At 66.1% G+C, this 23,593-nt stretch carries 31 protein-coding genes, 3 tRNA genes and 1 pseudogene; 15 read left to right on the top strand and 20 right to left on the bottom strand.

The features are described from left to right. Positions 1–311: 311 nt before the first annotated feature. From AC5P74_RS04500 to dxs, 7 genes are all read left to right on the top strand, one after another. Positions 312–387: transfer RNA gene (locus tag AC5P74_RS04500), tRNA-Phe, on the top strand. A 71-nt stretch (positions 388–458) separates the two neighbouring features. Then, positions 459–534, top strand: a tRNA-Phe gene (locus tag AC5P74_RS04495). A 159-nt stretch (positions 535–693) separates the two neighbouring features. Beyond that, positions 694–1,245: a lipocalin family protein gene (locus AC5P74_RS04490; protein ID WP_005417806.1), complete on the top strand. Its 552-nt coding sequence runs from the start codon at positions 694–696 to the stop codon at positions 1,243–1,245. Between the two features lie 163 nt (positions 1,246–1,408). Continuing rightward, positions 1,409–1,885, top strand: a complete 477-nt coding sequence (locus AC5P74_RS04485) for an LEA/WHy family protein (protein ID WP_065196612.1) — start codon at positions 1,409–1,411, stop codon at positions 1,883–1,885. Between the two features lie 64 nt (positions 1,886–1,949). Beyond that, a complete protein-coding gene (locus AC5P74_RS04480; protein WP_329842378.1) occupies positions 1,950–3,740 on the top strand; it encodes an acyl-CoA dehydrogenase C-terminal domain-containing protein in 1,791 nt (596 codons plus the stop codon). A 517-nt stretch (positions 3,741–4,257) separates the two neighbouring features. After that, complete coding sequence (locus tag AC5P74_RS04475; protein ID WP_032954353.1) at positions 4,258–4,923, top strand: HNH endonuclease; 666 nt, start codon at positions 4,258–4,260, stop codon at positions 4,921–4,923. Between the two features lie 105 nt (positions 4,924–5,028). Next, entirely contained in the window at positions 5,029–6,936 is a 1,908-nt protein-coding gene (dxs, locus tag AC5P74_RS04470; protein WP_053499260.1) for a 1-deoxy-D-xylulose-5-phosphate synthase, read from the top strand. A 132-nt stretch (positions 6,937–7,068) separates the two neighbouring features. Here dxs and AC5P74_RS04465 read toward each other — a convergent pair whose 3' ends face one another. The 3 genes from AC5P74_RS04465 to AC5P74_RS04455 all read right to left on the bottom strand — a co-directional run bounded on the left by AC5P74_RS04465 (position 7,069) and on the right by AC5P74_RS04455 (position 8,340). After that, positions 7,069–7,272, bottom strand: a complete 204-nt coding sequence (locus tag AC5P74_RS04465; protein ID WP_005417823.1) for a hypothetical protein — start codon at positions 7,270–7,272, stop codon at positions 7,069–7,071. A 171-nt stretch (positions 7,273–7,443) separates the two neighbouring features. After that, positions 7,444–8,001 carry a DUF3011 domain-containing protein gene (locus tag AC5P74_RS04460; RefSeq protein ID WP_005417825.1) on the bottom strand — a complete coding sequence of 186 codons (558 nt, stop codon included), beginning with the start codon at positions 7,999–8,001 and terminating at the stop codon, positions 7,444–7,446. A 132-nt stretch (positions 8,002–8,133) separates the two neighbouring features. Next, a complete protein-coding gene (locus AC5P74_RS04455; protein ID WP_005417826.1) occupies positions 8,134–8,340 on the bottom strand; it encodes a hypothetical protein in 207 nt (68 codons plus the stop codon). Positions 8,341–8,742: 402 nt separating this feature from the next. Here AC5P74_RS04455 and AC5P74_RS04450 point away from each other — a divergent pair, with 402 nt between their 5' ends. From AC5P74_RS04450 to AC5P74_RS04440, 3 genes are read left to right on the top strand one after another with little or no spacing between them, the layout of a single operon-like run. Further along, positions 8,743–9,027 (top strand): hypothetical protein, encoded by a 285-nt coding sequence (locus tag AC5P74_RS04450; protein WP_053499224.1) that lies wholly within the window; start codon positions 8,743–8,745, stop codon positions 9,025–9,027. 12 nt (positions 9,028–9,039) lie between these two features. Continuing rightward, positions 9,040–9,273 (top strand): DUF1653 domain-containing protein, encoded by a 234-nt coding sequence (locus AC5P74_RS04445; protein ID WP_005417832.1) that lies wholly within the window; start codon positions 9,040–9,042, stop codon positions 9,271–9,273. A 33-nt stretch (positions 9,274–9,306) separates the two neighbouring features. Beyond that, positions 9,307–9,639, top strand: a complete 333-nt coding sequence (locus AC5P74_RS04440) for an SMR family transporter (RefSeq protein ID WP_053499229.1) — start codon at positions 9,307–9,309, stop codon at positions 9,637–9,639. Positions 9,640–9,675: 36 nt separating this feature from the next. On the opposite strand, the gene AC5P74_RS04435 is transcribed toward AC5P74_RS04440, so the two are convergent. The 5 genes from AC5P74_RS04435 to AC5P74_RS04415 all read right to left on the bottom strand — a co-directional run bounded on the left by AC5P74_RS04435 (position 9,676) and on the right by AC5P74_RS04415 (position 11,991). Next, positions 9,676–9,849, bottom strand: coding sequence for a DUF1328 domain-containing protein (locus tag AC5P74_RS04435; protein ID WP_005417836.1), 174 nt, complete (start codon positions 9,847–9,849; stop codon positions 9,676–9,678). 94 nt (positions 9,850–9,943) lie between these two features. Then, positions 9,944–10,585, bottom strand: coding sequence for a LysE family translocator (locus AC5P74_RS04430; protein ID WP_005417837.1), 642 nt, complete (start codon positions 10,583–10,585; stop codon positions 9,944–9,946). Between the two features lie 98 nt (positions 10,586–10,683). Then, a complete protein-coding gene (locus tag AC5P74_RS04425) occupies positions 10,684–11,292 on the bottom strand; it encodes an ATP-dependent Clp protease proteolytic subunit (RefSeq protein ID WP_346607991.1) in 609 nt (202 codons plus the stop codon). Positions 11,293–11,329: 37 nt separating this feature from the next. Beyond that, positions 11,330–11,680 (bottom strand): SRPBCC family protein, encoded by a 351-nt coding sequence (locus tag AC5P74_RS04420; RefSeq protein ID WP_495204857.1) that lies wholly within the window; start codon positions 11,678–11,680, stop codon positions 11,330–11,332. After that, a complete protein-coding gene (locus AC5P74_RS04415) occupies positions 11,680–11,991 on the bottom strand; it encodes an ArsR/SmtB family transcription factor (RefSeq protein WP_005417843.1) in 312 nt (103 codons plus the stop codon). The genes AC5P74_RS04420 and AC5P74_RS04415 overlap by 1 nt, the downstream gene beginning before the upstream one ends. A gap of 74 nt (positions 11,992–12,065) precedes the next feature. Here AC5P74_RS04415 and AC5P74_RS04410 point away from each other — a divergent pair, with 74 nt between their 5' ends. Beyond that, entirely contained in the window at positions 12,066–12,770 is a 705-nt protein-coding gene (locus tag AC5P74_RS04410) for an aspartate/glutamate racemase family protein (protein WP_321573326.1), read from the top strand. Positions 12,771–12,782: 12 nt separating this feature from the next. Here the strand turns inward: AC5P74_RS04410 and AC5P74_RS04405 are convergent, their stop codons facing one another. After that, positions 12,783–13,178, bottom strand: a complete 396-nt coding sequence (locus AC5P74_RS04405) for a hypothetical protein (protein WP_061478088.1) — start codon at positions 13,176–13,178, stop codon at positions 12,783–12,785. Between the two features lie 242 nt (positions 13,179–13,420). On the opposite strand from AC5P74_RS04405, the gene AC5P74_RS04400 reads away from it, so the two are divergent. Both AC5P74_RS04400 and AC5P74_RS04395 read left to right on the top strand, forming a co-directional pair. Further along, complete coding sequence (locus AC5P74_RS04400; RefSeq protein WP_495204858.1) at positions 13,421–13,948, top strand: DUF3011 domain-containing protein; 528 nt, start codon at positions 13,421–13,423, stop codon at positions 13,946–13,948. A 137-nt stretch (positions 13,949–14,085) separates the two neighbouring features. After that, positions 14,086–14,163: pseudogene (locus AC5P74_RS04395) on the top strand (GNAT family N-acetyltransferase); the annotation flags it as partial. Here AC5P74_RS04395 and AC5P74_RS04390 read toward each other — a convergent pair. The 11 genes from AC5P74_RS04390 to thrS all read right to left on the bottom strand — a co-directional run bounded on the left by AC5P74_RS04390 (position 14,151) and on the right by thrS (position 22,601). Then, entirely contained in the window at positions 14,151–14,492 is a 342-nt protein-coding gene (locus AC5P74_RS04390; RefSeq protein WP_005417852.1) for a low molecular weight protein tyrosine phosphatase family protein, read from the bottom strand. The pseudogene AC5P74_RS04395 and the gene AC5P74_RS04390 overlap by 13 nt on opposite strands. Further along, a complete protein-coding gene (locus tag AC5P74_RS04385) occupies positions 14,489–14,689 on the bottom strand; it encodes a hypothetical protein (RefSeq protein WP_005417854.1) in 201 nt (66 codons plus the stop codon). Before AC5P74_RS04385 ends, AC5P74_RS04390 begins: the two co-directional genes overlap by 4 nt. 117 nt (positions 14,690–14,806) lie before the next feature. Then, positions 14,807–14,883: transfer RNA gene (locus AC5P74_RS04380), tRNA-Pro, on the bottom strand. A 68-nt stretch (positions 14,884–14,951) separates the two neighbouring features. Further along, complete coding sequence (locus AC5P74_RS04375) at positions 14,952–15,308, bottom strand: MerR family transcriptional regulator (protein ID WP_005410431.1); 357 nt, start codon at positions 15,306–15,308, stop codon at positions 14,952–14,954. Further along, the gene (locus AC5P74_RS04370) at positions 15,289–15,588 is read right to left on the bottom strand and encodes an integration host factor subunit alpha (RefSeq protein ID WP_005410432.1); all 300 of its coding nucleotides are present in this window, start codon (positions 15,586–15,588) and stop codon (positions 15,289–15,291) included. The genes AC5P74_RS04375 and AC5P74_RS04370 overlap by 20 nt, the downstream gene beginning before the upstream one ends. 27 nt (positions 15,589–15,615) lie before the next feature. Beyond that, entirely contained in the window at positions 15,616–17,997 is a 2,382-nt protein-coding gene (gene pheT / locus AC5P74_RS04365; protein WP_053499262.1) for a phenylalanine--tRNA ligase subunit beta, read from the bottom strand. An 87-nt stretch (positions 17,998–18,084) separates the two neighbouring features. Continuing rightward, entirely contained in the window at positions 18,085–19,080 is a 996-nt protein-coding gene (locus AC5P74_RS04360) for a phenylalanine--tRNA ligase subunit alpha (protein ID WP_005417865.1), read from the bottom strand. A gap of 193 nt (positions 19,081–19,273) precedes the next feature. After that, positions 19,274–19,633 (bottom strand): 50S ribosomal protein L20, encoded by a 360-nt coding sequence (gene rplT, locus AC5P74_RS04355; protein WP_005410435.1) that lies wholly within the window; start codon positions 19,631–19,633, stop codon positions 19,274–19,276. Positions 19,634–19,644: 11 nt separating this feature from the next. Then, positions 19,645–19,842, bottom strand: coding sequence for a 50S ribosomal protein L35 (rpmI, locus tag AC5P74_RS04350; protein ID WP_005410436.1), 198 nt, complete (start codon positions 19,840–19,842; stop codon positions 19,645–19,647). Positions 19,843–20,108: 266 nt separating this feature from the next. Continuing rightward, positions 20,109–20,651: a translation initiation factor IF-3 gene (gene infC, locus AC5P74_RS04345; RefSeq protein WP_019660568.1), complete on the bottom strand. Its 543-nt coding sequence runs from the start codon at positions 20,649–20,651 to the stop codon at positions 20,109–20,111. Positions 20,652–20,699: 48 nt separating this feature from the next. Then, positions 20,700–22,601 (bottom strand): threonine--tRNA ligase, encoded by a 1,902-nt coding sequence (thrS, locus tag AC5P74_RS04340; RefSeq protein WP_495222450.1) that lies wholly within the window; start codon positions 22,599–22,601, stop codon positions 20,700–20,702. 428 nt (positions 22,602–23,029) lie between these two features. Between thrS and AC5P74_RS04335 the strand changes: the two genes are divergently transcribed. Further along, complete coding sequence (locus tag AC5P74_RS04335) at positions 23,030–23,326, top strand: hypothetical protein (RefSeq protein WP_005410439.1); 297 nt, start codon at positions 23,030–23,032, stop codon at positions 23,324–23,326. Then, complete coding sequence (locus tag AC5P74_RS04330; RefSeq protein WP_049452537.1) at positions 23,326–23,589, top strand: hypothetical protein; 264 nt, start codon at positions 23,326–23,328, stop codon at positions 23,587–23,589. Before AC5P74_RS04335 ends, AC5P74_RS04330 begins: the two co-directional genes overlap by 1 nt. The last annotated feature ends 4 nt before the right edge of the window (positions 23,590–23,593 follow it).

Genomic DNA, 23,593 nt, shown 5'->3' with positions numbered 1-23,593 from the left:
GCAGCGTTCCCCCATGGGAGTCACGAAAACAGCGTTCCATGTCCGGTATCGGTGCCGTCCACGCGCAGGCCGCGCCACGCCGCGTTTGTCGATCACCGTGGCCCGCTGAATTGCGCCGCACGCGATGATCACCGCGCCACCGCGCACGGATGAATCGGCATCCAGCGCCCCCCTGCCCCGCGACGGCGGATCAAGTACTTGCGTCTGCGCAGACGGCAATGTGAAGGTTTTTTGCCAAAATGCTTGCCGTAGCCGGCTGACCTCCGTAATATGCGCGTCCTTGGCAGCGACCTCGCTGCAATGAACTACGTGGCCGAGTAGCTCAGTTGGTAGAGCAGGGGATTGAAAATCCCCGTGTCGGCGGTTCGATTCCGTCCTCGGCCACCACGTTCGACAGCCTGTAGAAATGCGGGTCTTTTTTTCGGGAATCGCAGTTGATCGTGATTGCCACACAGTTTGGCCGAGTAGCTCAGTTGGTAGAGCAGGGGATTGAAAATCCCCGTGTCGGCGGTTCGATTCCGTCTTCGGCCACCATCTTTCGAGACCTGCAGAGATGCAGGTCTTTTTTTGTCCGTGCTTCGCGCACTGCACGAGTGGCGGATGCGGCGCCTGCGCACACGCCCGGTTGACGAAACATTTACACCGGCATGCGCGGCGGCACCTACGCTCCAGACTCCTGCCTGGAGCCTACCGATGCCTCTGCGCCCCGCCCTGTTCGCCTGCCTGCTGCTGGCCGCTTTCCCGGTGATCGCCACTGAACCTGTGCGCGCGGTCGAGCGCCTGGACATCGATCGCTACGCCGGCCAGTGGCACGAGATTGCGCATCTTCCGGTCTCGTTCCAGAAGCAGTGCGTGGGCGAGATCACCGCCAACTACGGACTGCGCAGCGATGGCCGCATCAGTGTCACCAACGCCTGCCGCAACGGCGACGGTGAGCGCGTGGTCGCCGAAGGCGTGGCACGCGCGGTGGCCGGCCATCCCGGCCAGTTGCAGGTGCGCTTCGCGCCGGACTGGCTGAGCTGGGTCCCGCTGGTCTGGGCCGACTACTGGGTGCTGGCGCTGGACCCGGACTATCAGTGGGCACTGGTCGGTGAACCGGACCGGAAGTACCTGTGGATCCTCTCGCGCCTGCCGGAAATGGATCGCGCACGCTTCGAAGCGCTGAAAGAAAAAGCCGAGGCCATGGGCTACGACCTGCGCCCGCTGCGCCTGATGGCCCCGCTTCGCGATACGCCCGCCGATTGAACCGCGTCGCAACCGCGGCGCCGCGCGCGCGCCGTCCGGCACCGCGCACGCCCGGCCGCCATCTTCACGCGTTACCCTCTGCGACGGGTCGCCACAGGCGATCCAAACAACCATACGCCGTAGTATGCTTATCCAAACGCACCCCTCCAGAGGACTTGCGCCCATGCTCCACCGTTTCCGTATCGCCTTGATTGTCCTGTGCACCCTCGCCCTTGTTGCCTGCAACAACGGCATCGTCAAGCGTGTTTCGGAACCGGCGGCCAGCCTGCAGCAGCTGACCGTGCGTGCCGACGGCAACTGGACCGTGGCCCTGCGCCTGCAGAACTTCAGCTCGATGCCGATGACCTTCGATGACATCTCGCTGGCGCTGACCGTCGGCGACAACGAAGCCGGCACCCTGCACGCCAAGCCCGGCATCTCCATCGGCGGCACCTCCGCCGACGTGATCAATGTCGACCTGGTGCCCAGCTCGGCCGCGCGCCTGGTGGTGGCCGATGCGCTGGCCAGCAACCGCACCCTGGCCTATGGCCTGAAGGGAACGGTGGCGGCCACGCCGCAGGAAAAGAAGCAGCGCAGCTTCGACATCAGCAGCCGCAGCACCCTCAACCAGGCCCCCGGCCTGCCCGGCGTGCTGCGCTGAACGCGCCTTTCGTGGCGGCGCCCGGCGCCGCTCTCCCCTGCCCTGATCAAATCGAGACGTACCGATGAGCAGCTACACCGCCCCGCTTTCCGACCTCCGTTTCGCCCTGCACGACGTGCTCAAGGTCGAACCCCTGTTCGCCCGCCTGGGCTTCACCGACGCCACCGCCGACGTGGTCGATGCCGTGCTGGAAGAAGCCGGCCGCTTCAGCGGCACCGTGCTGGCCCCGCTCAACAGCGTCGGCGACGAGATCGGCTGCGTGCTCGACCAGGCCACCGGTGAAGTGACCACCCCGCCCGGCTTCAAGCAGGCCTACGACCAGTTCGTCGATGGCGGCTGGACCGGCCTGACCGCCTCGCCGGAGCTGGGCGGCCAGGGCCTGCCGCACACTCTGGGCGTGCCGCTGAACGAAATGATCAATGCCGCCAACCTGGCGTGGGGCAACTTCCCGCTGCTCTCCCACGGCGCCATCGAAGCGCTGAAGCAGCATGGCGAGGCTTGGCAGCACGAGGCTTTCCTCAAGCCGCTGATCGAAGGCCGCTGGACCGGCACCATGTGCCTGACCGAACCGCACTGCGGTACCGACCTCGGCCTGCTCAAGACCAAGGCCGAGCCGAACGCCGATGGTAGCTATTCGATCACCGGCACCAAGATCTTCATCACCGCCGGCGAGCATGACCTGACCGGCAACATCGTGCACCTGGTGCTGGCCAAGCTGCCTGACGCTCCCCCGGGTGCCAAGGGCATCTCGTTGTTCGTCACCCCGAAGTTCAAGGTCGACCGCGACGGCAACGTCGGCAAGCGCAACGCACTGCGCTGCGGCTCGATCGAGCACAAGATGGGCATCAAGGGGTCGGTCACCTGCGTGATGAACTTCGATGGCGCGCAGGGCTACCTGGTCGGCCAGCCGCACAAGGGCCTGCAGGCGATGTTCACCATGATGAACACCGCGCGCCTGGGGGTCGGCCTGCAGGGCATCGGCCTGTCCGAGCGCGCCTACCAGAACGCGCTGAAGTACAGCCGTGAGCGCCTGCAGTCGCGCGCCCTGAGTGGTGCCAGGTTCCCGGACAAGCCGGCCGACCCGATCCTGGTCCACCCGGATGTGCGCCGCATGCTGCTGACGGTGAAGTCGCTGGTCGAAGGCAGCCGCCTGCTGGCGCTGCACGCCGCCACCCTCATCGACGTTGCCCACCATGCCGAGGATGCCGCTGAGCGCGAGCGCGCCGACACCCTGGTGAGCTTCCTGACCCCGATCTCGAAGGCCTGCCAGACCGAATGGGGCATCGAGAACACCTACAACGCCCTGCAGTGCTTCGGTGGCCACGGCTACATCCGCGAGCACGGCATGGAGCAGCTGGCCCGCGACGCCCGCATCACCACGCTGTATGAAGGCACTACCGGCATCCAGGCGCTGGACCTGATCGGCCGCAAAACCGCGTCCAGCCAGGGCGCCGGCCTGAAGCTGATGCTGGCCGAGATCGAAGCCTTCGCCAAGGAACACGAGGGCAACGAAGCGCTGGCCGAGTTCATTGGCCCGCTGCGCGCCAAGGCCGCCGAATGGGGCAAGCTGACGATGGACGTGCTGCAGCGCGCGGCCGCCAATCCGGACGAACTGGGCGCAGCAAGCTACGACTACCTGTTCTATTCGGGTTACGTGGTGCTGGCCTACTGGTGGGCCCGCAGCGTAGCCGCCGCCGACGCCAGCGCACACGGCGCCGCTTTCGCCCAGGGCAAGCGCGAGACTGCGCGGTTCTACTTCGCCCGTGTGCTGCCGCGCACGCTCAGCCACGCCGCCGCGATCCAGTCCGGCGCCGCCCCGCTGATGGCGATGGACGACGAGCGCTTCGGCGCCTGAGCCGGGCTACGCCCGGCACCCGCGGTAGTGCCGGCCGCTGGCCGGCGACCGCAAAAGCAACAGCTGCATCCCGGTGGATGGCGGGGCGGTGTGGGTTGGCAGGACACGCCGTAAACCCCGCTCCGCGGTCCGGCCCAGCCGCTGGCGGCTGGGCGTTCGGGCGCTTGCGAAGCAGTGCTTCGCAAGCAAAGCGCCCTCACCCCTGGGGGCTCGATGGCGCCATCCATGGCGCCAACGGTCCTGCCAACCCACACCGCCCCGCCTCTGACAGTTCCCCGCGATCTGCGTAGATCCACGCCATGCGTGGATGAAAACCACCGGAATCCATCTGGAGAGAAGCCCCCCTTTGTTAAGGGGGGCGCGCCGACGGCGCAGGGGATAGGAGGAATGCGTGGGCATCCCAACCCGCCATCGGCGGGCTGGGATGCGGAATGCGCGGACCTGAATGTTGACGATTTGTGTATCGCCTGTCGGCGATACACAAATCGTCAACATTCAGGTATAAGCTGTTCTCCCGATGGAGACAGACACTACACGCTTGGGTCTGATCGAAGCCGGAGCTCCGTTTTCTGCTCCGGGCGCCGAAGCATCGCCCAACGCCACGACGCTGCATCGCCCCGGTTCGGTCCGGCTGCTCTCGCTTGATGCCCACGGACGCGTACTGGACTGGATCACCTGGCAGGATGCGGCCTGCCTCTACGCCCGCGAGGCAGTGGCCTGGACGCTCGGCGATCCCTGCCTGCACATCCACGGTGGCACCAACCGCTTCAGCGGCCTGCAGAGCGGCATGGACCTGCACCCGATCATCGCCGCCCGCGGCCACGCCCGCTCCCGCGCGATCGACCCCACGCCGAACCTGACCAACCAGGCCCTGTTCGCCCGCGACGCCCATCTGTGCATGTACTGCGGCCAGCAGTTCACCCGCCCGACGCTTACCCGCGACCATGTCATGCCGCTGTCCAAAGGTGGCCTGGACTGCTGGGAAAACGTGGTCACCGCGTGCTTCCACTGCAATTCGCGCAAGAGCGACCGCACCCCGCAGCAGGCCGGCATGCCCCTGCTGGCAGTGCCCTACCGGCCCAGCTGGATCGAGCACCTGATCCTGTCCAACCGCAACATCCTGGCCGACCAGATGGCCTTCCTGAAGGCGCAGTTGCCCAAGCGCTCGAAACTCAGCACCTGAACGCCCGAAAATGCAACCCTCACCGTCCTGTCACGGACGGCGGCGTTTGCTTGCCCCACCCCCGTTTGAGGGCGAAAATGGGCGTTCAGAAAAAGTGCGAACATGATGATCGACTCTGCCCGCTATCCCCGCCTCGCGCGCATCCAGACACCGGATGACCTGCGCACGTTCGACGAATCCGAATTGAGGGCGGTCGCCGACGAACTGCGCGCCTACCTCATCGAATCGGTGGGCAAGAGCGGAGGTCACTTCGCCGCCGGCCTGGGCGTTATCGAGCTCACCGTGGCCCTGCACTATCTGTACCAGACCCCGGTCGACCAGCTGGTGTGGGACGTCGGCCATCAGACCTACCCGCACAAGATCCTGACCGGCCGCCGCGACGAGATCCATACTGTCAAGCAGAAGGACGGTGTCGCGCCGTTCCCGAAGCGCGAGGAAAGCGAGTACGACACCTTCGGCGTCGGCCACTCCTCCACCTCGATCTCGGCCGCGCTCGGCATGGCCATCGCCCGCCAGTCCGAAGGCGACGACCGCAAGGTTGTGGCAGTGATCGGTGACGGCGCGATGACTGCCGGCATGGCATTTGAGGCGCTGATGCACGCTGGTGGCATGGAGCCGGAGCCGAACCTGCTGGTGATCCTCAACGACAACAACATGTCGATCTCCGAGGCAGTGGGCGGCCTGACCAAGATGCTGGGCCGAGCGACCGGCAGCCGTACGCTCAACGCGCTGCGCGAAGGTGGCAAGAAGATCCTCGGTGACAAGAAGAACAACCCGGCGCGTTTCGTGAAGCGCTGGGAAGAACACTGGAAGGGCATGTTCGTGCCCTCCACGATGTTCGAGGAAATGGGCTTCCACTACACCGGCCCGATCGACGGCCACGACATGCCGGCCCTGTTGTCCACCCTGAAGACGCTGCGCGCCTCCAAGGGCCCGAAGCTGCTGCATGTGATGACCACCAAGGGCAAGGGCTACGAGCCGGCAGAAGGCGATCAGATCGGTTACCACGCCGTGGGCCCGTTCGATCCGGACAAGGGCCTGGTGGCCAAGGCCGGGGCCAAGAAGCCGACCTATACCGATGTATTCAGCGACTGGCTGTGCGATGCCGCCGCCGCCGAGCCGCGCCTCTACGGCATCACTCCGGCGATGCGCGAAGGCTCTGGCCTGGTGCGCTTCAGCAAGGAATACCCGCAGCGCTATTTCGACGTGGCGATCGCCGAGCAGCACGCGGTCACCCTCGCCGCCGGCATGGCCACCCAGGGTGGCAAGCCGGTGGTGGCGATCTACTCCACCTTCCTGCAGCGTGCGTACGACCAGCTGGTGCACGACGTGGCAATCCAGGATCTGGACGTGCTGTTTGCGATCGACCGCGCTGGCGTCGTCGGTCCGGACGGCGCGACCCACGCCGGCAACCTCGACCTCAGCTTCCTGCGCTGCGTGCCGAACATGGTGGTGATGGCACCCTCCAATGAAGCCGAGTGCCGGCAGATGCTCAGCACCGGCCTGCAGCACCCGGGTCCGGCGGCCGTGCGTTACCCGCGCGGTACGGGTACCGGCGTTGCGGCCGGCACCGACCTGTCGACCCTGCCGATCGGCAAGGGCGAGCTGCGCCTGCAGGGCAACCGCATCGCCCTGCTTGCCTTCGGCAGCACCGTGCCCGCCGCCGAGCAGGTCGGCCGCGAACTGGGCCTGAGCGTGGTCAACATGCGCTTCATCAAGCCACTGGATCGCGAGCTGGTGCTGACCATGGCCGCGCAGCACGAGGGCCTGGTCACGATCGAAGACAACGTCGTGGCCGGCGGTGCCGGTTCCGGTGTCGGTGAACTGCTCAATGCCGAAGGCGTGCTGCGTCCGATCCTGCACCTGGGCCTGCCCGACAGCTACCAGCACCACGCCAGCCGCGAGGACCTGCTGGCCGAAGCCGGTATCGATGCGGCCGGCATCCGCGCCGCCGTGCTCAAGCGTTGGCCACAGCTGGCCGCAGGCAGCCCACCGCTGAGCGCGGCGGGCTGAGGCCGATCAGGAATCCACGCATCACGGGAAGGTGCAGCCGAAGGCTCGCACCTTCCACGGTGGAAGCAGGTGGTTCCACGCCATGCGTGGATGGCCGGACCCCGCAGGCCCGCCCCGGCAGGCGCCCCACGCTCAACCGTAACTGACCGCTTCCACGAACGCCCCGCTGGCCTCCACGCGCACGGCGGCGCGCTGCCCGGTGTCGACGAAGTGCAGGCGGGCCAGGGTCTCGGCAAAGTCATAGGCTCGTGCGCCATCACGGAACTCGATTGGCTCCGGCCTATCCGGGTGCAGCACGCGCCACTGGCGCTGTTCGCATTGCAGGCGGATCAACATGCAGCTCACTCCTTGAGGCAGCGTATCGACGGCGGCGCGATGCTGATGCCGGCTACGGCAATCGACATCGGGAATCAGGGCACGCAAGGCGCCCTGATCACAGACGATACGGCGTTCAAAATGTGAGCTGTATCAGATTATTCTGATTTTCATGGGTTGAATCCGTAAAGCTCAGTTCACCTGGAACTGCGCCCTGCAGCCATCGCTCACCCAGATGCCGCGGCGATCCCAGCCCCAGCTCTGGCCTTCGATGCAGGCACTGCGCGAGTCCTGGCGGATCAGGCGCACGCCCCGGCGGATGCGGGCATCGCAGTACTCCTGCCGGTGGCCATTGGAATGGCAGGTAACCACATCGCCACCACCCCATCCATTGCCGTTGCCCCAGCCGCCGCCATTGCCGCCCCAGCCGCCGCCGCGGCGGTATTCACCGACGAATTCGGCACGGCACCCCTGTGTGACCCAGACGCCGTTGCGCGACTGGCCCCAGGTCTCACCTTCCACACAGGGCGAACCGGACAACTGGCGGATCAGCCGCGCGCGGCCATCCAGGCGGCACTCGTTGCTGCGGTTCTTGACCGACTCGCAGCGCACGATGCCACTGCCATCGCGGCCGCCATAGCGGTCGTCGTCGTAGCCGTAGCCATAGCTCTGCGCCTGGGCGCCGCCGGCGGCCGCCAGCATCGGCAACAGGGTGCAGGCCAGGGTGCGCCAGGTGAGTGCCTTGCCCATCGAGATCTCCAGATGAATACGATGGCGCAAGCATCCGGGATTCACGGCCCGGCGCACAGAGGGAGGCGCGATGGCAGTTGTTCCCCCATTCAAACAACTCAACCGCGGCTGACTGCACTACGGGGGCTGGCGTCACTCTCCAACGTAAAGCGCGTCTACCGTGTTGCCAAGCGCCTCGACCCGCACCGTGCTGCGCTGGCCGGTGCGGCGGTGATGCTCCAGGGCCAGCGCGGCGGCGGCATCAAAGGCGTCGGCGCCCCGGGCGTAACCGGTGGTGTCGCTCACCTGCGGATGCAGTACGGACCAGCGCTGGGCATTGCATTGGACGGTGATGACCATCGGGAGGCTCCTGCGGATGAAAGGGTGCAGTGGCAGGCAGCGGGCCGCTTGCCGTTACACCATCAGGCTAGCGACCGCCTCCGGGATGGCCTATCAGATTTGTACGAAAATGCCGCGCCTTCGCGTCGGATCTTGGCTTTCCTCACATCCCTGAGTCCGTTTAGCCCGTTCATTCCGTGATCCTTGTCACGGAGTCAGGCTGGCTTCACACTACCGTCATCAACAGGGGCCCCTTCCACATGCGCACCTTCTTCTCACAGCAACGCTGGACGTTGCTGAAGTTCTATTTCGTGGCCAGCTATCTGATCCTGATCGAAGAGTTGATCCGCGCCGCCGTGCATTGAGCGCTTGCTGGCAAGCTATTTGCGACAGAAAATGTCGCTTTAGGCGCGGAGCTCGCACATGAAGGTGCTTCTTCTGATCCCGGCCCTGCTGGCTCTGGCCGCCTGTGCCAGCCAGGACACGGCGACCGCGCGCGCTGATGCCGCTGAGGCATCGCCAGCGACGCCGGTGGTGGGGGGCGACCGAGATGCGCACGGCTGTATCGGCTCTGCCGGGTATCAGTGGTGCGAACACAGCCAGCGCTGCGAGCGCCCCTGGGAGCTGGCGCAGGCGCAGGGCCTGGCCAACACGGCCGAGGCCATCGACGCGTACTGCGCCAAGCCCGCCAGCCCGGCGCGCAAGTGAGCACGCCCTGCCATGGCTGAGCTGACTCCCCTGCCCGATCTCGCCCGTGGCCGGTATCGCCACTTCAAGGGTGGCGACTACGAGGTGATCGACATCGTCCGCAGCAGCGAGACGTTGGAACCGATGGTGCTTTATCGCGCACTCTATGGCGAAGGCGGCCTGTGGGTACGCCCCTACCCGATGTTCATCGAGCAGGTTCCGGGCGAACACGGCCCGCAGGCGCGCTTCGCTCGCATCGACGACTGATCCGGTGCGACCCGCAGTGACCCGGAGCCCACGATGAACCCCTATATCTACCTGGCCGCCGCCATCGTGCTGGAAGTGATTGCCACGTCGCTGCTGAAGGCCTCGGACGGCATGAGCCGGCTGTGGCCGACAGTAGGCGCGCTGGTTGGCTATGGGCTGTGCTTCTACCTGCTGTCGGTCACCATGAAGTCGGTGCCGACCGGCATCGCCTATGCAATCTGGTCCGGCGTCGGCATTGTGCTGATCTCGCTGATCGGCCTGGTGGTGTTCAAGCAGCGGCTGGATGCACCGGCATTGATCGGGATCGGCCTGATCTGCGCCGGCGTACTGGTGATCAATCTGTTCTCGCGCAGCAGCGCGCACTGAAGACGCTGCTGCGCGAACGGCGCTAGCTGACCTTCTTCAGCTGACCTTCTTCGCCACGCTCATGCCGATCAGGAACAGCACCACGGCGATGATGATGCCTGCCCAGAACAGGAACTTGGCGATGCCCACGGCGGCGCCAGCGATGCCGCCGAAGCCCAGCACGCCCGCGATGATGCCGATGATGGCGAAGATGATGGCCCACTTGATCATGTCGATCCTTTCCCAGCAGGGAATGCAAACGGTGCGATCAGGCTAGGCCGCCACCGATGCGGCGCTCGTGAACGGGCCGCGTGTGCGGCGTGAATCAACGCGGCCGGAAGCGCAACAACGCCACTGCGAAAGCCAGGAACACGCTTCCCACCAGCCGCTCGAACCAGCGCCGTGCGAATGGCTTGGCGAGCCAACGGCGCAGGCCGTGGCCACCGGCCGCATACATCACGTACCAGAACAGTTCGCAGGCCGCGAAGGTCGCCACCAGCACGCTGTACTGTACGGCCTGGCTGCGCGACGGGTCGACGAACTGTGGCAGGAACGCTGCGGCGAACAGCAGTAGTTTGGGATTGCTCAGGCCGACCCACAGGCCGCCGCGGAACACCGTTCCTGCGCCATGTACCGGCGCCAGTGTGACCTCGTCAGCATCGGCCACCGCGGGTGCGGGCCGGCAGCTGTCACGCCACGCCTTGATGCCGAGCCAGGCCAGGTAGGCCACACCGAGATAGCGCAGCACCTCGAACAGCATGGGCGAGGAATGCAGCAGCGCACTCAGGCCCGCTGCGGAAGCCGCCAGCACCAGCAGCATCGCCAGCAGGCAGCCGGCCATGGCCGGCACACTGCCACGGAACCCCAGCCCGACGCTGCGCCCAAGGATGTGCAGCATGTTCGGCCCAGGCGTCCCGCACAGCACGAAGACCGTGGCCAGGAACCACCACCAGGTATGCAGGGCCATATCGGGCGTCCACTTCAGAACATCCAACCAGCATAGAGTGCGCCGGCCTGGCGCGGCACACACAGTGCAGCATGGATGCGGTGGTTACAGAGGCAGGCTCAGGCCGCGAGCGCGTCGCGCCGTACCAGTACCTGGTCGATCAGGCCCCATTCGCGTGCCTGCTCGGCGCTCATGAACCGATCACGGTCCAGGGTCTGTTCGACCTCCTCGAAACTGCGTCCGCAATGCCGCGCATACAGCTGGGTGATGCGCTGCTTGGTGCGCTGCATCTCCTCGGCGTGGATGAAGATGTCCGAAGCCTGGCCCTGCACCCCGCCCAGCGGCTGGTGCACATGCAGGCTGGCATTGGCCAGCGCCGCGCGGTGACCCGGCTCGCCGGCCATCAGCAGGAACGAACCCATCGACCGCGCGGTGCCCATGCACAGCGTATGCACCGGGGCCGAGATGTATTGCATCGTGTCGTACATCGCCAAGCCGCTGGAGATCACCCCGCCCGGCGAGTTGATGTACAGATGGATCGGCTTCTCCGGATTTTCAGATTCAAGGAACAGCAGTTGCGCGCAGACCAGCGCCGATACGGTGTCATCGACTTCGCCGTTGAGAAAGATGATGCGCTCGCGCAGGAGCCGCGAGTAGATGTCATAGGAGCGCTCACCGCGCTCGCTGCGTTCCACCACCATCGGTACCAGCTGCATTCTGTCCCGCATGTGCCTGCTCCCTGTAGCGTTCGATCCAGGCGCCGGCTCACGCCGCGCGCATTACCGTGCGATGGTCATCGTTGGACGCCGGCGGTATCAGCGCGCGCCGGTCGGTGAGCCGATGCACGATGGTCAGCACCGTTCCCCCATCCTCATCACCGCGCAGCCGGAAACACACCAGGCTGTGCAGATGTGGGGGCTGTGCATCGCGCAAGCGGAATCCGAGCTCCCGCCCCTCCTCGAACAGGCAGGGCTTTGGATCGGCAAGATCGGCGGCAGGCAACCAGCGCTCACGCAGTGCCGGATCGAACAGTGCGCGCCAGACCCGTTCCGGTGGCGCAGGCAACCGCTGCTCCATCACCAGCTCGGGAGCCGCTTCCTTCAGAACATCGTCCATCAGTCCATCTCCTCCAGCAGGTTCTGCAGTGCGGACATCCGCGCCGGCCAGTAGGCCCGATAACGCTGCAGCCAGCGTCCGATGTGGGCCAGCCCGCGCGGATCGACTTCATAGTGGACGAAGCGCCCCTGGCGCTGCTCACGCACCAGCCCTGCATCGCGCAGCACTGCCAGGTGCTGGGACATCGCAGACTGGCTGATCGCAATGCCCTCGCGCAGCGCGCTGGCATGCCGCCCGCCATCGGCCAGCTTTTCGAAGATGTGGCGGCGGGTGGGGTCAGCCAGCGCCTTGAACAGGGCGTTCTCGATCATGATCAACACATTAGCAGTCACTAATGTATGGTGCAACTGCCACACCTGCTGTGCTGCAATGACGACTCCCTGGCATGGAGCTGAGCATGAAGACCCTTGGCCTGATCGGCGGCATGAGCTGGGAAAGCTCGGCGCAGTACTACCGTCTCATCAACGAGACGGTGCGGCACCGCCTCGGTGGCGCGCATTCGGCGCAACTGCTGCTGTGGTCGGTGGATTTCGCCGACATCAAGCAGTTGCAGCACGACGGTCAGTGGGATGTGCTGGGCAACCACATGCTCGATGCCGCGCGGCGACTGCAGGCCGGTGGCGCCGAGCTGCTGGTGATCTGCACCAACACCATGCATATGCTGGCCGGCCGGATCGAAGCCGAATGCCCGCTGCCCCTCCTGCATATCGCCGACCCGACCGCCACGGCGATCCTGCAGGCAGGTATCCGCAAGGTGGGACTGCTCGGCACCGCCTTCACCATGGAGCAGGCGTTCTACCGCGACCGGCTGCAGGACCGCTTCGGGCTGCAGGTACTGGTTCCGGAGGCTGATGATCGCCGCTGCGTGCACGACATCATCTACCAGGAGCTGATCGCCGGCGTGGCCAGCGAGCACTCGCGGCAGGTGTACGCCGGCGTGATTGCGCGGCTGGTCGCGCGCGGCGCCGAAGCGATCATCCTCGGCTGTACCGAGATCATGCTGCTGGTGCGCCCCGAGGACAGTGCGGTGCCGTTGTTCGACACGACCACCCTGCACGCGCTTGCGGCGGTGGACGCTGCGCTGGCCTGACCGCGCGCAGCGTCAGCCTTCGCCCTGGACTTCCAGTGCGGTGATCAGCCAGTCGACCACAGCCTGCGAATCACACAGGAAGAAGATGGCATCGCCCGAACGCGCTTCGGTCAGCAGCCGATAGACGGTAATCGCCACCGCCGACTGGTTGGCGATGAACACCTCCGGGCTGCGCGGCCCTTCGCTGTGGCCGGCCACGGCGTGCAACGCCTTGCGCGCAGCCACGGTGGCGGGCGGGTCTGCGCTGCGGGTCAGTTCCGGCCCGCGCAGGCCCCACGCAATGAACACATGCTTGCCCTTGAACGTGGTGTCCAGGACACGCACCTGCCCGGCCTCTGCGCCAGCCGAGCGATGAATGACGGTACTGCTGATCAACGCAACCCCCTGTGGTCGTCGTGGTCCGCGCATCCTCCTCCGCAAGCCGGCTGCACGCCAGTGACGGCAGCCACAGGCTGCGCCGGCATGCGTGGGAGACATGTAAGAAGGTGTAAGCCGATGCGATCGGATGTGCCGCGATGATAAGGGATGTAAGGCCCTGCATGGGCCGGTGCGCACTACTAAATCCCCACTGAGCCAGCGCCGGAACGATCCGTTCCGACGGCCTCGGGCTGGTCCATTCTTGCGGCCCATTCCCCCTGCCGAGGCTCTCCATGACCCATCGCCTGTTGCCGCCCATTGCCACCTCCGCCCTGGCCCTGCTGCTGGTGGCCACCACGGTGGCCGCCACGGTGGCCGCCCAGGACTACGACAGCGATCACATTCCGCCGCTGCGTTGCGAGTCGCAGTTCAACAAGACCCAGCAATGCCCGATCGAAGGCCGCATGCGCATGGCCAGGCAGCTGTCGGTCACCCGCTGCGTCGAGGACCAGAACTGGGGCCAGAGCCGCCGCATGCTCTGGGTCACCGAAGGCTGCCGCGCTGAGTTCGTGGCAGACGAACAGGGACGCGGCCGCTGGCCGGGGCGCGGCCGGGATCGTGATCGGGATGACGACGGCGAGCGCCTGGTCTGCGAGTCCTACGAGCAGAAGGACAAGGAATGCCGCATCCGCGTGCGTCGCGAGGTGCGCCTGGTCAAGCAGAAGTCGGTGACGCCGTGCGTCGAGGACCGCAACTGGGGCTGGGACCGCCGCGGGGTGTGGGTCAGCGACGGCTGCCGTGCCGAGTTCCGCGTGTATTGACTGTCGACCACACGCTGGCTTTGGCGGATACGCAGGCACGGCCGACGTGATCGATGGACTGGGCGCATCCAGTCCAGGAGCCTGCGATGGCACCCCCCGATCCTTCCTCGACGATGCTGCATATCCGCGAGGTGATGCCCGCCTCGGGTTTCATCGACAGCGGCATCGTGCATGGATTGGACGAAGGCGATCCGGAGCTGATCTACCGCTTTTCCGGCAGCTGGTCGAGATACGTGGTCACCTTTGCGTCCAGCAGGTCCATCAACACCGGATCCATGCAGCGATAGTCGTCGGGGATGTCCAGGCAATGCAGGCGCTTGTGTTCCAGCAGGCGCGCGTACGCGGCCCGCAGGCGATGCTGGTGCTTGGCCTCCATCACGAAGATGACATCGGCCCAGCGGATATCCGCCGGGCCGATGGGGCGTCGTGCGTGCGGGCTGGTGCCGGCCGACAGCGCGTTGAAGCCGGGCCGCCGTCGCCACATGGCTTCGGCGGTCGGGCTCCGCAGCTGGTTGCGGCTGCAGACGAACAGCAGGTTGATCATTCCTGTTCCTGCAGTTGCCGGGCGCTGAGGACCGGATAGGTGAAGCCCAGCTGGCGTGCACGCGCGAGCTTGGCATCGCGCGTATACAACAGCTTCCAGCTCTTCTCGGGCTTGTAGCGGTAGGCGGTCGTGGCGCGGTCGCCACCACGATTGCGGGCCTGGCTGCGACGCCAGGCACGGTTCCTTGCAGATTCCATGATGTGTTCTCGTGAGTACCGGGTTCAGCAGCCGCGGTAGTACGAGTGGCGCGCAGCATACACCGCACGCACAAAAAAGCCCACGCATCGCTGCGCGGGCTTCTTGATTCATCACAGTGGTCGGGACGGCCGGATTCGAACCGACGACCCTCTGCCCCCCAGGCAGATGCGCTACCAGGCTGCGCTACGCCCCGACTGATGCTGCGATGTGCCCGCCAGTGCGGCGGGCCGTGAAGTATAGCGGATTACGATGGAAATTGGATCAGCGGCGCAGCAACTGCAGCACTTCTTCCAGCTCCATGCGCACCTGCTTGATGATCTGGTTGCTCAGCGCCGATTCCTCGCGGGCATCGGGACCATCCAGGCGCAGGCGTGCACCACCGATGGTGTAGCCCTGTTCGTACAGCAGGCTGCGGATCTGCCGCACCATCAGCACGTCATGGCGCTGGTAGTAGCGGCGGTTGCCTCGGCGCTTGGCCGGCTCAAGGCTGGGAAACTCGGTTTCCCAGTAGCGCAGGACGTGCGGCTTGACGTCGCACAGCTCGCTGACCTCACCGATGGTGAAGTAGCGCTTGGCCGGGATCGGCGGTAGTTCGCGGTTACTGCCCGGATCCAGCATAAGCTTCCACCCTCTCCTTGAGCTTCTGGCCCGGCCGGAAGGTGACCACCGTACGGGCGGAAATCGGAATTTCCTCGCCGGTCTTCGGGTTGCGACCCGGGCGCTGGTTCTTGCGCCGCAGATCGAAATTGCCGAAGCCCGACAGCTTCACCTGACGTCCCTGTTCCAATGCTTCACGCAGCACATCGAAAAACGCGTCGACGAATTCCTTGGCTTCCCGCTTGTTCAGACCGACTTCGTCGAACAGCTTTTCCGCCATCTCCGCCTTGGTCAATGCCATTGCCTGCTACCCCCGAGTGCTGCCCGCTCAGCCGCGGATCCGGGCGTGGTGTTCACGCTCGATGGCAGTGACCGCCTCGGCCACCACCGCATCCACGTCGCGGTCCGTCAGAGTGCGCGACTTGTCCTGCAAAATCAAGCCCATAGCGAGACTCTTGAATCCCGGCTCGACGCCCTGGCCGACGTAACGGTCGAACAGGTTCAGGTCGCGCAGCAGCGGGCCGGCGGCCTGGCGCACGGTCGCCGCCAGATCGGCCCAGGCCACCTGTTCAGGCACCAGGAACGCCAGGTCGCGACGCACCGCCGGGAAGCGCGACAGCTCGCCGGCACGTGGCAGGCGACGGGCGGTCAGCGGTTCCAGATCCAGCTCGAAGGCGTAGACATCGGCCTCGATATCCATCGCCTTGGCCAGACGCGGGTGGATCTGGCCGATCCAGCCGATCGCCACGCCATCGCGGAACACCTCGGCCGACCGCGCCGGGTGGCCGTAGGCACGGGCCGACGGGCGGAACTCCAGTACCGCACCACTGGCAGCCGCCAGCGATTCCAGGTCGCCCTTCAGGTCATGGAAGTCGACCTTGCGAGTCGGCAGGCCCCACTGCACCGCCTGCGCGTCACCGCAGACAGCTGCCGCCACGCGCGGCGTTTCCAGCGGTGCCGGTTGGCCATCTCCGGCCTGCTGGGCGAACACGCGGCCGAGCTCGAACAGGCGCACGCGGCCGAGCTGGCGGGCGGCGTTGCGGCCCAGTGTGGCGACCAGGCCCGGCAGCAGCGACGGACGCATTACCGCCAGTTCGGCCGACAGTGGATTGGCCAGTGGCACCAGGCCGTCGCGCAGCTGCCACTGGGCCAGCAGCGCATCGTCGACGAAGGCGAAATTGACGGTTTCCTGCTGGTCACGGGCGATCAGCTGGCGGCGCACGCTCAGCGCGTCCAGCTGGGTCTCGCTCGGCATCGCCACGCGGGCGGCACCGCCCGGCAGCGTGGTCGGGATCTGCTCGTAACCGTGGATGCGGGCCAGCTCTTCGATCAGGTCTTCTTCAATGGCGATGTCGAAGCGGCGGCTCGGCGCGACCACCTGCCAGCCGTCGGCAGCAGCAACCACGTCCATGCCCAGCGCGCGCAGGATGCGCTCGACTTCCGCATCGTCGATGGTGATGCCGAGCACGCGGGTGATGCGGGCGCGGCGCAGCACGATGGTTGCCGGCTGCGGCAGATCGGCTTCACGCACGGCCTCGGTAACCGGCGCCGGGGTGCCGCCCGCCAGGTCCAGCACCAGGCGAGTGGCGTACTCGATCGCGATGCGCGGCAGCGCCGGATCGACGCCGCGCTCGAAGCGGTGGCCGGCATCGGTGTGCAGGCCCAGCTTGCGGCCACGGCCCATGATCGCAGCCGGCGCGAAGTGCGCGGCTTCCAGGAACACGGCGGTGGTTGCGTCGGTGACACGGGTGTCGAAGCCGCCCATCAGGCCAGCCAGGCCGATCGCACGATCGGCGTCGGTGACCACCAGGAAGCTGTCGTCCAGCGCCGCATCGCGGCCGTCCAGCAGCTTCAGCGTCTCGCCCGCGCGCGAACGGCGCACGGCAATGCTGCCCTGCAGGGTGCCGAGGTCGTAGGCGTGCATCGGCTGGCCCAGCTCCAGCATCACATACTGGGTGATGTCGACCAGCAGCGAGACCGGACGCACGCCACTGCGGCGCAGGCGCTCGGCCATCCACAACGGAGTCTTGGCGGCGGCGTTGACGCCCTCGATGACACGGCCCAGGTAACGCGGCGCTTCGGCGCCGGCGTCGAGCTGGATGCTCAGCTCACGGCTGCCGACTGCCGGAATGGCCTCGGCAGCGAAGTCCAGCACTTCGCTGCGGGTGGCGGCGGCGACGTCATAGGCGATGCCGCGCAGGCTGAAGCAGTCGGCGCGGTTCGGGGTCAGCTTGATCTCGATGCTGGCGTCCGGCAGGCCCAGGTAGTCGACCAGGGCCTGGCCGACCGGCGCGTCATCGGGCAGCTCCAGCAGGCCGGAGGCATCGTTGTCCAGGCCCAGCTCCTTGGCCGAGCACAGCATGCCGTTGGACTCGACGCCGCGCAGCTTGGCCGGCTTGATCTTCAGCTCGCCGATCTGCGCACCCACCATGGCCAGCGGCGCGACCAGGCCCGGGCGCGCGTTCGGTGCGCCGCAGACGATCTGCAGCAGTTCGCCCTGCCCGGCATCGACCCTGCACACCTGCAGGCGATCAGCTTCGGGATGGCGCACGGCCTCGACGATGCGCGCCACGACCACGTGATCGAGGCCTTCGCCCAGCGCGGTCACTTCTTCCACTTCCAGGCCGATGGCGGTCAGCACTGCACTCAGTTCATCGCGCGAGGCGCCGGTCGGGACATGGCTGCGCAGCCAGTTTTCGGAGAATTTCATGGTGTCACCCTGGTGGGCCCGGCGCATGCGCCTGGGCCTGCGAATTTAGGAGCAGCCGAGCATGGCTCGGCTCTACATGGTTGCGGCTTACGCGAACTGTTTCAGGAATCGCACGTCGTTCTCGAAGAACGCGCGCAGATCGTTGACGCCGTAGCGAAGCATCGCGAAACGCTCCACGCCCATGCCGAACGCGAAGCCGGTGTAGCGCTCCGGATCGATGCCGACGTTGCGCAGCACGTTCGGATGGACCATGCCGCAGCCCAGCACTTCCAGCCAGCGGGTGCTGCCGTCGGGCTGCTGCCAGGCAATGTCCACTTCCGCGCCCGGCTCCACGAACGGGAAATAGCTGGGGCGGAAGCGCATCTCGAAGTCGCGCTCGAAGAAGGCGCGCACGAACTCGGCAAGCGTGCCCTTCAGGTCGGCGAAGGTCGAATGCTCGTCCACCAGCAGGCCTTCCACCTGGTGGAACATCGGCGAATGGGTCTGGTCGCTGTCGCTGCGGTACACCTTGCCGGCGGCGATCATGCGCAGTGGCGGCGCGTGGTCGCCCATGTAGCGCACCTGCACGCCGGAGGTGTGCGTGCGCAGCAGGCGGCCGTCGCCGAAGTAGAAGGTGTCGTGCATGGCGCGCGCCGGATGGTGCGGCGGGAAGTTCAGCGCCTCGAAATTGTGCCAGTCGTCCTCGATCTCCGGCCCTTCCGACAGCTCGTAGCCCAGCCGGCCGAAGATGCCGGTGATGCGCTCCAGGGTGCGGGTGATCGGGTGCAGGCCGGCACGGTCGCCGTTGCGGCCCGGCAGGGTGATGTCGATGGCTTCGGCGGCCAGGCGCGCATCCAGCGCTGCGTCTTCCAGCAGCGCCTTGCGCTCGCCCAGCGCGCGGGTCAGCGCGTCGCGGGCCTGGTTGATCGCTTCACCAGCGGCCTTGCGCTCGTCCGCCGGCAGGGCGCCGAGCTGCTTGAGCTGCGAGGTGATGCTGCCACTCTTGCCAAGCAGGGCCACGCGCAGCTGTTCCAGCACGTCGGGACTCTGTGCGGCGGCCACATCGGCCAGCGCCTGGGTGGTGAGGGATTGGATGTCGCTCATGGGGGGCCGGAACTCCAGTCGATCTGCCATCGCGATGCGCGAAGGGCCGACCCCTGTCGCCACCGCCGTCCCCGCGCTGCCGCCATGGCCTCGCCGGAACCCAAAAAAGAATGGGGAAGGACTTGCGCCCTTCCCCATGCATTGCCTTGACCTGACACCGTTCCGAGTGAACGGTTACGGCATCGGGAAGGACTTATGCCGCCAGCGCGCCCTTGGCCTTTTCGGCCAGCGCAGCAAAACCGGCTGCGTCGTGCACGGCGATGTCAGCCAGGACCTTGCGATCCAGGGTGATGCCAGCCTTCAGCAGGCCGTTCATGAAGCGGCTGTAGCTCAGGCCGTTGATGCGGGCAGCCGCATTGATACGGGTGATCCACAGCGAACGGAAGTTGCGCTTCTTCTGCTTACGGCCAATGTAGGCGTACTGCTGTGCCTTGATGACCGCCTGCTTGGCGACGCGGAAGACCTTGCGACGGGCGTTGTAATAGCCCTTGGCGAGATCCAGAATCTTCTTGTGGCGGCGACGCGCCTGTACGCCACGCTTAACTCGTGCCATTTTTCAGTTCCTCAGAGGTAAGGGAGCATACGGTCCAGACGGCCAGCGTCTTCTGCACGGACATGGCCCGTCTGACGCAGATTACGCTTACGCTTGGTCGCTTTCTTCGTGAGGATGTGGCTACGGTTGGCGTGGCCGCACTTGTACTTGCCCGAGGCGGTCTTGCGGAAACGCTTGGCCGCTGCCCGGTTGGTCTTGATCTTGGGCATTGCAATGTCCTTGATGGGATATGACCCTGGTTTCTGACTGATCTGGCGGCGGCCTGGGCCGCTCTTTCCGTCCTGCCATGATCGGCGTACGACCCGTCCTGGGTGGGTCGAGCCGGGCATGATACAGGCAAAACCGCCCTGCCACCAGCCCCTGCAGCCCTTTCGCCGGCACTTCACCGGCATCCTGCAAAAGCAAAGGGACGCCAGCGGCGTCCCTTTATCCTGAACCATTCAGCCAGGCGCCCCGGAAGGCGGCCCGTCCGGCCTCAGGTCTTCTTCTTCGGCGCGATCATCATGACCATCTGACGCCCTTCCAGGCGCGGACGGGATTCAATGACGATGTCCTCGCCCAGATCGGCCTCGATCCGGTTGGCCATTTCACGACCCAGTTCCTGGTGGCTCATTTCACGGCCACGGAAGCGGATGTTGACCTTGATCTTGTCGCCATCTTCAAGGAACCCGCGCATCTTGCGCAGCTTGATCTGGTAGTCGCCCTCGTCCGTGACCGGACGGAACTTCACTTCCTTGATCTCGACCTGCTTGGTCTTCTTCTTGGCCTCGCTGGCCTTCTTCTGCGCTTCGAACTTGAACTTGCCGAAGTCCATGATCTTGCAGACCGGCGGATCGGCCTGCGGCTGGATCTCGACCAGGTCCAGGCCTTCATCTTCGGCCATGGACAGCGCTTCGTCGCGCGACAACACGCCGATCATTTCTCCGTCACTGCCGATCACGCGGACGCGCGGCACACGGATTTCCTGATTCTTGCGGTTCTGTTTGTTGTCAGGGGTGCTGATATTACGTTCTCCCAAGGGTATCGAACCGGTCCGGGTGCCTGTGCGCCCGGACCGGACCTTTGCTTACGCGCCCTCGGCCTGGAGCCGCTCGATGAAGGCCTGCAGGCTCATGCTGCCCAGGTCTTCGCCAGAACGCGTACGCACCGCCACAGCCCCATTCTCCTTCTCGCGGTCACCGATGACCAGCAGGTAGGGCACGCGCTGCAACGTATGCTCGCGGATTTTATAGCCGATCTTCTCGTTACGCAAATCCGAGCTGACGCGGAAGCCTTGCTCCGCAAGGGTTTTGGTCACGCCCGAGACGTAGTCGGCCTGGGCGTCGGTGATGTTGGCCACCACCACCTGGGTCGGTGCCAGCCAGGCCGGGAATTGGCCGGCATGGTGCTCGATCAGGATGCCCAGGAAGCGCTCCATCGAGCCGACGATGGCGCGGTGCAGCATGACCGGGTGCTTCTTCTGGCTGTTCTCGTCCACGTACTCGGCGCCCAGGCGGCCCGGCATCATGAAGTCGACCTGCATGGTGCCCAGCTGCCAGGTACGGCCGATCGCGTCCTTCAGGTGGTACTCGATCTTCGGGCCGTAGAAGGCACCCTCGCCCGGCAGCTCCTGCCATTCCACGCCACAGGCGGTCAGCGCCGAGCGCAGCGCGCCTTCGGCCTTGTCCCAGGTGGCGTCGTCACCCAGGCGCGACTCCGGACGCAGCGCGATCTTGATCTGGATCTCGTCGAAGCCGAAGTGCCGGTAAACCGCCAGCGCCTGCTGGTGGAAGGCCGTCACTTCCGACTCGATCTGGTTTTCCGTGCAGAACACGTGGCCGTCGTCCTGGGTGAAACCACGCACGCGCAGGATGCCGTGCAGCGCGCCGGACGGCTCGTTGCGGTGGCAGGAACCGAACTCACCGTAGCGGATCGGCAGGTCGCGGTAGCTGTGCAGGCCCTGGTTGAACACCTGGATGTGGCCCGGGCAGTTCATCGGCTTGACCGCGTACGTGCGCTTCTCCGATTCGGTGAAGAACATGTTGTCCTGGTAGTTGTCCCAGTGGCCGGACTTCTTCCACAGGCTCACGTCCAGGATCTGCGGGCAGCGCACTTCGCCGTAGCCGCTGCTGCGGTAGACCTTGCGCATGTACTGCTCGACCACCTGCCACAGTGCCCAGCCCTTCGGGTGCCAGAACACCAGGCCCGGGGCTTCTTCCTGCAGGTGGAACAGGTCCTGCTGCTTGCCGATGCGGCGGTGGTCGCGCATCTCGGCTTCCTCGATGCGCTTGATGTACGCCTCCAGCTGCTTCTTGTCAGCCCAGGCGGTGCCGTAGATGCGCTGCAGCTGCTCGTTCTGCGCGTCGCCGCGCCAGTAGGCGCCGGAGATGCGGGTCAGCTTGAAGGCCTTCAGGAAGCGCGTGTTCGGCACGTGCGGGCCCCGGCACATGTCCACGTATTCCTGGTGGTAGTACATGCCCATCGCCTGGATGTCGTCGGACATGTCTTCGATCAGGCGCAGCTTGTAGTCCTCGCCACGGGCCTTGAAGATCTCGATCACCTCGGCGCGTGGCGTAATCTTCTTGATGACGTCGTAGTCCTGGGCGATCAGTTCACCCATGCGCTTCTCGATCGCGGCCATGTCGTCCGGCGTGAACGGGCGCTCGGAATAGATGTCGTAGTAGAAGCCCTCGGCGATCACCGGGCCGATCACCATCTTCACGTCCGGGTACAGCTGCTTGACGGCGTGGCCGACCAGGTGGGCGCAGGAGTGGCGGATGATCTCCACGCCCTCCTCGTCCTTGGCGGTGATGATGCGCAGGCTGGCATCGTGGTCGATGACGTCGCTGGCATCGACCAGCACGCCATCGACGGAACCGGCGATGGTGGCCTTGGCCAGGCCGGCACCGATCGACTGGGCGACGTCCATGACGCTGACGGGATTTTCGAACTCGCGGCGGCTGCCGTCGGGAAGGGTAATGTTGATCATCGCAGTGGCTTCGTGCGGGGCCCGCGGGGCGGGCTGGAAAGCGTTCCCGGGCCGCGGCCCGGGCAATAAAAAAGCGCCGCGAGGGCGCCTGGAACACAGGGCCTTCGGGGGCAGGTCAACAGTGGGCGGTGGTAGTGCTCATGTCGCACGCTCGGCCGGCGCTGGGCGCGGGCCACCTTGTTCCAGTCAGGAGTCTGCGACGATCTTAAACCAGCGCACCGGAAAGCCCAAGGGCTGCCGTGCGGTCCGCTGAATGGCCGGCGCTGGCGGCGTGAAAACGCAATGATTACCATGTCCGCGCAGCCCGCCCCGTGCCAGCCTGCCCGCTTCCCCCAGGACCTCGTGATGCGCCACCCGCTCCGACCGGCTCCCGCCGGCCCCGCCCGTGCCCCGCGTTCGCCGGCCCACTGCCGCGGCGCCCGCCCGCAATGATCACCGTCGGCCTTTCCACCCTGGGCTTCTGCAGCCTGGGCATGCTGGCAGCGATGTTTTCGGCACTGGCCTTCTACGCCGCCTCGCCGCACTGCCGTTGGCCCCGCCTGCGCCGCGCCGGTCGCCTCGGCCGCCAGATCGGCCTGGTCGCCGCCGCTGCTGCCCTGTGGTTGTGGATGGCCGAACTCGGCTTCGCTGCCGGTCTGGTGGCGATGCTGTGCACCTGGATGCTCGCCGCGATGCTGCTGCCGGCGCTGGCCGCCTGGCATCGCCCGGGCACGGAGTCGCCGTGATGTGGTCGCGCGCCATCGCCGGCATCATCGCTGGGTTCCTGCTTGCGGCCGCCGCCACCGGCCTGCTGGCCTGGCTGCCGCCCGGCCCGTGGCAGCGCGCACTGGTGCCGACCCTGATCGCCTTCATCCCGTTATGGATGCTGGCCGCCCTATGGGCGTTCAGCTTCCGCAGCGCACTGCGCGCCTGGCTGGTTCTGGGTGGCAGCGCCGCGGCCGGCTTCGCCGTGCTCGGGCTGCTGCGCCTGACCGGCGCGGTGCAATGAGAGC

The sequence above is a fragment of the Stenotrophomonas sp. YJH_SMC_94-11 genome (assembly GCF_059370435.1).
The sequence above is the reverse complement of the archived record's forward strand: the minus strand, read 5'-3'. Positions and strand labels throughout refer to the sequence as shown.

Bases quoted from the DNA above. Each gene is read 5' to 3' on its own strand.
- AC5P74_RS04490 (WP_005417806.1), top strand. From the start codon at position 694: ATGCCTCTGCGCCCCGCCCTGTTCGCCTGCCTGCTGCTGGCCGCTTTC.
- AC5P74_RS04485 (WP_065196612.1), top strand. From the start codon at position 1,409: ATGCTCCACCGTTTCCGTATCGCCTTGATTGTCCTGTGCACCCTCGCC.
- AC5P74_RS04480 (WP_329842378.1), top strand. From the start codon at position 1,950: ATGAGCAGCTACACCGCCCCGCTTTCCGACCTCCGTTTCGCCCTGCAC.
- AC5P74_RS04475 (WP_032954353.1), top strand. From the start codon at position 4,258: ATGGAGACAGACACTACACGCTTGGGTCTGATCGAAGCCGGAGCTCCG.
- dxs (WP_053499260.1), top strand. From the start codon at position 5,029: ATGATCGACTCTGCCCGCTATCCCCGCCTCGCGCGCATCCAGACACCG.
- AC5P74_RS04465 (WP_005417823.1), bottom strand. From the start codon at position 7,272: ATGTTGATCCGCCTGCAATGCGAACAGCGCCAGTGGCGCGTGCTGCAC.
- AC5P74_RS04460 (WP_005417825.1), bottom strand. From the start codon at position 8,001: ATGGGCAAGGCACTCACCTGGCGCACCCTGGCCTGCACCCTGTTGCCG.
- AC5P74_RS04455 (WP_005417826.1), bottom strand. From the start codon at position 8,340: ATGGTCATCACCGTCCAATGCAATGCCCAGCGCTGGTCCGTACTGCAT.
- AC5P74_RS04450 (WP_053499224.1), top strand. From the start codon at position 8,743: ATGAAGGTGCTTCTTCTGATCCCGGCCCTGCTGGCTCTGGCCGCCTGT.
- AC5P74_RS04445 (WP_005417832.1), top strand. From the start codon at position 9,040: ATGGCTGAGCTGACTCCCCTGCCCGATCTCGCCCGTGGCCGGTATCGC.
- AC5P74_RS04440 (WP_053499229.1), top strand. From the start codon at position 9,307: ATGAACCCCTATATCTACCTGGCCGCCGCCATCGTGCTGGAAGTGATT.
- AC5P74_RS04435 (WP_005417836.1), bottom strand. From the start codon at position 9,849: ATGATCAAGTGGGCCATCATCTTCGCCATCATCGGCATCATCGCGGGC.
- AC5P74_RS04430 (WP_005417837.1), bottom strand. From the start codon at position 10,585: ATGGCCCTGCATACCTGGTGGTGGTTCCTGGCCACGGTCTTCGTGCTG.
- AC5P74_RS04425 (WP_346607991.1), bottom strand. From the start codon at position 11,292: ATGCGGGACAGAATGCAGCTGGTACCGATGGTGGTGGAACGCAGCGAG.
- AC5P74_RS04420 (WP_495204857.1), bottom strand. From the start codon at position 11,680: ATGGACGATGTTCTGAAGGAAGCGGCTCCCGAGCTGGTGATGGAGCAG.
- AC5P74_RS04415 (WP_005417843.1), bottom strand. From the start codon at position 11,991: ATGATCGAGAACGCCCTGTTCAAGGCGCTGGCTGACCCCACCCGCCGC.
- AC5P74_RS04410 (WP_321573326.1), top strand. From the start codon at position 12,066: ATGGAGCTGAGCATGAAGACCCTTGGCCTGATCGGCGGCATGAGCTGG.
- AC5P74_RS04405 (WP_061478088.1), bottom strand. From the start codon at position 13,178: ATGCGCGGACCACGACGACCACAGGGGGTTGCGTTGATCAGCAGTACC.
- AC5P74_RS04400 (WP_495204858.1), top strand. From the start codon at position 13,421: ATGACCCATCGCCTGTTGCCGCCCATTGCCACCTCCGCCCTGGCCCTG.
- AC5P74_RS04390 (WP_005417852.1), bottom strand. From the start codon at position 14,492: ATGATCAACCTGCTGTTCGTCTGCAGCCGCAACCAGCTGCGGAGCCCG.
- AC5P74_RS04385 (WP_005417854.1), bottom strand. From the start codon at position 14,689: ATGGAATCTGCAAGGAACCGTGCCTGGCGTCGCAGCCAGGCCCGCAAT.
- AC5P74_RS04375 (WP_005410431.1), bottom strand. From the start codon at position 15,308: ATGCTGGATCCGGGCAGTAACCGCGAACTACCGCCGATCCCGGCCAAG.
- AC5P74_RS04370 (WP_005410432.1), bottom strand. From the start codon at position 15,588: ATGGCATTGACCAAGGCGGAGATGGCGGAAAAGCTGTTCGACGAAGTC.
- pheT (WP_053499262.1), bottom strand. From the start codon at position 17,997: ATGAAATTCTCCGAAAACTGGCTGCGCAGCCATGTCCCGACCGGCGCC.
- AC5P74_RS04360 (WP_005417865.1), bottom strand. From the start codon at position 19,080: ATGAGCGACATCCAATCCCTCACCACCCAGGCGCTGGCCGATGTGGCC.
- rplT (WP_005410435.1), bottom strand. From the start codon at position 19,633: ATGGCACGAGTTAAGCGTGGCGTACAGGCGCGTCGCCGCCACAAGAAG.
- rpmI (WP_005410436.1), bottom strand. From the start codon at position 19,842: ATGCCCAAGATCAAGACCAACCGGGCAGCGGCCAAGCGTTTCCGCAAG.
- thrS (WP_495222450.1), bottom strand. From the start codon at position 22,601: ATGATCAACATTACCCTTCCCGACGGCAGCCGCCGCGAGTTCGAAAAT.
- AC5P74_RS04335 (WP_005410439.1), top strand. From the start codon at position 23,030: ATGATCACCGTCGGCCTTTCCACCCTGGGCTTCTGCAGCCTGGGCATG.
- AC5P74_RS04330 (WP_049452537.1), top strand. From the start codon at position 23,326: ATGTGGTCGCGCGCCATCGCCGGCATCATCGCTGGGTTCCTGCTTGCG.